This window comes from Streptomyces sp. WAC06614, assembly GCF_003949795.1.
Taxonomy (GTDB): Bacteria; Actinomycetota; Actinomycetes; order Streptomycetales; family Streptomycetaceae; genus Streptomyces.
Genome location: NZ_RPRY01000473.1, coordinates 1 through 4066, shown reverse-complemented (window position 1 = coordinate 4066; position 4066 = coordinate 1). Strand labels below are relative to the sequence as shown.

The window sequence follows — 4066 nt, the reverse complement described above, 5'->3', positions numbered from 1 at the left end:
GAGCCGACGCACGAGCCGGCGCCGGCGCCCGCCGCCCCCCAGGTCCGCCCGGCCCAGCTCCCGCGCGCCCCGGCCGGGTTCGTCGGCCGGGCGGACGAGTTCCGTTCCGTGGAGCGGGCCCTGGCCCCCGGTGCCCCCGGGCTCGCCCTGGTCGTCGGCCAGGCGGGGGTCGGCAAGACCTCCCTCGCCCTGCGCTGGGCCCACGCGCACGTGGGCGACTATCCCGACGGGCAGTTGTTCGCCGACCTCCACGGGTTCGACGGTGCGGCCCCGGCGGATCCGTCCGCCGTGATCGCCGGGTTCCTCCTGGCCCTGGGCCTGCCGCAGCACGCCGTTCCCGATGACCCGGCCGCCGCCCAGGCCCTGTACCGCTCGATGCTGGCCAGGCGCCGGCTGCTGATCCTGCTCGACGACGCCCGCGAGTCCGCCCAGGTGCGCCCGCTCCTGGCGCCCGGTGGCGGCTCGGCCGTCATCGTCACCAGCCGGCTCCGGCTGGACGGGCTGCTCGCCCTGGACGGGGCGGCCCTGGTGCCCGTCGGCCTGCTGGACGAGGACGAGGGCCTGGCGCTGCTGCGCGCCGCGCTCGGCGAGGAGCGGATCGGACGGGAGCCCGACGCCGCCCTGGAACTCGTCCGGTTGTGCAGCGGGCTCCCCCTGGCGCTCCGGATCACCGCCGCCCGCCTGGCCGGGCACCCCCACTGGTCCCTGCGCTCGGTCGCCGACGAACTCGGTGACGAGCAGCAGCGGCTCGCGGCGCTGTCCGTCGAGGACGCCGACATCACCGCCGCCCTGACGCTGAGCGTCCGCGCGCTCGACGACGAGGCGCAGGCGGTGTTCTCGGCACTCAGCGCGGTGCCCGGGAGCGACGTCACGGCCCATGCGATCGCGGCCGCGTGCCGGATGCCGCTCGCCGCGTCCCGCCGGGCGCTGGGCGTGCTGGCGAGCGCCCATCTGATCGAGGAGCGTTCCCTCGGCCGCTACTCCTGCCACGACCTCGTCCAGCTCTTCTCCCGCACGTACGGGGCCGGGGGACGGGCCGACCGGCTGCGCGGGCTGCTCGACTTCTACGTGCACGCGGCCTACACGGCCTCCCGGACGTACGACCCGGCGGGCCGCCCCTGCTGCGACCTGCCGGACTGGTGCGAACGGCCGCCGGCCCTGCCCCGGCTCGACGACCGGCCCCGGGTGCTGGACTGGTACGCGGCGGAGTCGGCGAACCTGTGCGCCGCGATCGAAGCCGCCGCCCGTGCCGGTGAGCACGACCGGGCGTGGCGTCTGACCGTCCTGGTGTGGCCGCTGCTGACGTGGCAGAGCCACCGCGACTGGATCCCGGTGGTGACCCACGGCCTGCACGCCGCCCGCGCCGCGGGGGACCCGCGGGCGGAGACCCGGGTCGCCAACCTGCTGGGCTGGACCGTCTTCGCGGCGGGCCGGGCAGCGGAGGCGCTGCCCCTGCTGGAGCGTTCGCGCGAGCTGGCGCTGCGTACGGGCGACGCGTGCGACCTGGCGCAGGCGCTGCTCAACCTGGGGCTGGTCCACGGCGGGCTCGGGAAGTTCGAGGACGCGGTCGCCGCATACGACGAGGCCGCCGAGGCCGCCGAGCACATGCGCGACTACGGTACGGCGGCCCTCGCCCTGCACCACATGGCCCGGCTCTGCCTGGACGAGGGGATGCCCGACCGTGCCCTGGTCCACGCCGAGCGCGCCCGGGCGCTGCCCGGCCCGCGCGGTCTGACCGGGGTCCTGCTGTGCGACGTACAGGCGATGGCGCTGTGCCGGACCGGCGAGCCGCAGGCGGCGCTGCGGCTGCTCCAGGAGGGGCTCGCCATGGCCCGCGGGGAGAAGTTCCTGGCCGGGGAGATGTCGGTGCTGGAGCACCTGGCGGAAGTGACGGAGAAGCTGGGCCTGACGTCCGAGGCGCAGGCGCACCGCCGGGCGGCCGAGCTCCTGCGCGACCGCCTGGAGGCGGCCGCCCGGGAGCCCCTCCCGGCCTGACGGCCCGAACCCGCCGAGGACCGGGGCCCGTACACCAGGGGGTAGCCGCTGTCCCGTCGGGAGGGAGTGTCATGGCATCGCACCGGCACCGCGCTCTCCGCGCGGTCACGGACCCGCACACCCCCCGAGCCACCGAGGACGCGGACGCGGACTCCGAATCGGACGGGGGTGCGGCCCCGCCGCTCCCCGACGCGGCCGGGGACGCGGGTACGGACGCGGGGTCCGGCCTGCCCCCCGCCGACGCGCAGCGGGTGATCGAGACGACCCAGCGCCTCGTCCTTCGGCTGCGCCCGGGCCAGCGGGTCCCGGAACTCGCCGACCAGCTCCCCGGCCACCTCCGGACGGAGATCGGCCGGACCCGCTTCGCGCAGGCACGCCTGATCGCCTCGGCCTTCTTCGTCGACGAACACCCCTCGGCCCGTGCATGGACCGCCGCACAGCGTTCGACGGTCGCGGACTGGATCGCCGTCCTCATCGAGCGTCAGGGCGACGAAGGCCTGACGAACCTCGAAACCCACCTCCGCGCGTAGACCGTTGGGGCGCCGTTGGCCGGCCGTTGGACCCACGCCCGACCCTCGGGTCAACGAAGTCGACGCTTCGGGGACCGACGGGAGATGGGCACCATGCCGTACGCCGCAGACGAGATCATCAGCGAGCTCTACCGCCTGCACGGCGGCTATCTGATGCGGTCCCTGCTGAAGATCACCAGCGGGGACCGGGGGCTGGCCGAGGACATCCTGCAGGAAGCGATGACACGCGCCTGGCAGCACCCCGAGAGCCTCCCCGCCCCGGACCGTCTGCACGACTGCCGCCCCTGGCTCTCCACGGTGGCCCGGCGGATCGCCATCGACAAGCACCGCCGGATCGTGACCCGGCCGCGCGAGGTGTGGAACGAGGCCCCCCAGGAGCCGATCGCCCCGGGCGACGCCTACGAGGACGTCCTCAGCTTCCTCGACGTCGAACAGCTCCTCAACCAACTCCCGCCGCACCACCGCGAGGTGCTGGTGGAGCTCTACCTGAACGGCCGTTCCATGGCCCAGGCGGCCGAGACGCTCGGCATACCGGTGGGCACGGTCAAGTCCCGCAGCTTCGTGGCCGTGCGCGCCCTGCGCCCGATGCTCGAAGCCGCGGGCATGCGGATCGCGGCCTGAGGAAGGCCCAGAGCCAGGAGAAGGAGGAGGAGGAAGTCCATGCTGCTCGCCGTGGATGCCGGGAACAGCAAGACCGAGGTGGCCCTGATCGACACGTCGGGCCACGTCCTGGCCACCAGCCGGGGCGGCGGGTTCAACGCGCACGCCACCGGCGTCCCGGAGGCACTGGACGTACTGGCCCCGCTGATCCGGAAGGTGACGCACCGGGCCGACGGTGACCGCCCCCTACCGGTGCAGCACGTCTCGGCGTGCCTGTCCAACGTCGACCTGCCCGGCCAGGAACGGGAGCTCACCGCGGCCCTGCGCGAACGCGGCTGGGCCACGACCGTACGGGTCTACAACGACACGTTCGCGGTCCTCCGCGCGGGCCTGCCGGACACCGGCGGCGCCGGCATCGCCGTGGTGTGCGGCGCCGGCATCAACTGCGTCGGCCTCACCGCCGAGGGGCGCACCGTCTGGTTCCCCGCGGTCGGCACGTACTCGGGGGACTGGGGCGGCGGCGGCCAACTGGCCGAGGAGGCCCTGTGGCACGCGGCCCGCTCCGAGGACGGCCGCGGCGGCCCCACCGCCCTGGCCCGCGCCCTGCCCCGGCACTTCGGCCTGACCAGCATGATGGAACTGATCTCCGCCCTGCACCTGCGCAGCATCCCGGCGACCCGCCGCTACGAGATGGTGCCGGTCCTGTTCCGCACCGCCGAGGAGGGCGACGAGATCGCCCGCTCCCTGATCCACCGCCAGGCCGAGGAAATCGTCCTGCTGGCCACCGCCACCCTCGAACGCCTGGGCCCGCAGGCCGCCCCTCTCCCCCTCTTCCTGGGCGGCGGAATCCTGGCGGCCCGTCACCCCCTGTTGAACGACCGCATCCGCGACCTCCTGACCACCCGAGCCCCCCACCTCCACCCGACCGTCCTGACCACCCC

The 4066-nt window shown here is 75.0% G+C and carries 4 protein-coding genes; all 4 read left to right on the top strand.

Translation table 11 applies throughout. The annotated features are described in order from the left end of the window. Positions 1 to 1995 (top strand): NB-ARC domain-containing protein (locus EF918_RS33385; RefSeq protein WP_125652642.1); only part of this gene is annotated, 1995 nt, incomplete at its 5' end. Between the two features lie 71 nt (positions 1996 to 2066). Beyond that, positions 2067 to 2525 carry a hypothetical protein gene (locus tag EF918_RS33380; protein WP_125652641.1) on the top strand — a complete coding sequence of 153 codons (459 nt, stop codon included), beginning with the start codon at positions 2067 to 2069 and terminating at the stop codon, positions 2523 to 2525. Positions 2526 to 2618: 93 nt separating this feature from the next. Next, the gene (locus EF918_RS33375; RefSeq protein WP_125652640.1) at positions 2619 to 3146 is read left to right on the top strand and encodes a sigma-70 family RNA polymerase sigma factor; all 528 of its coding nucleotides are present in this window, start codon (positions 2619 to 2621) and stop codon (positions 3144 to 3146) included. 39 nt (positions 3147 to 3185) lie between these two features. Beyond that, on the top strand, positions 3186 to 4066 hold an 881-nt coding region (locus EF918_RS33370), incomplete at its 3' end, for an N-acetylglucosamine kinase (protein ID WP_125652639.1).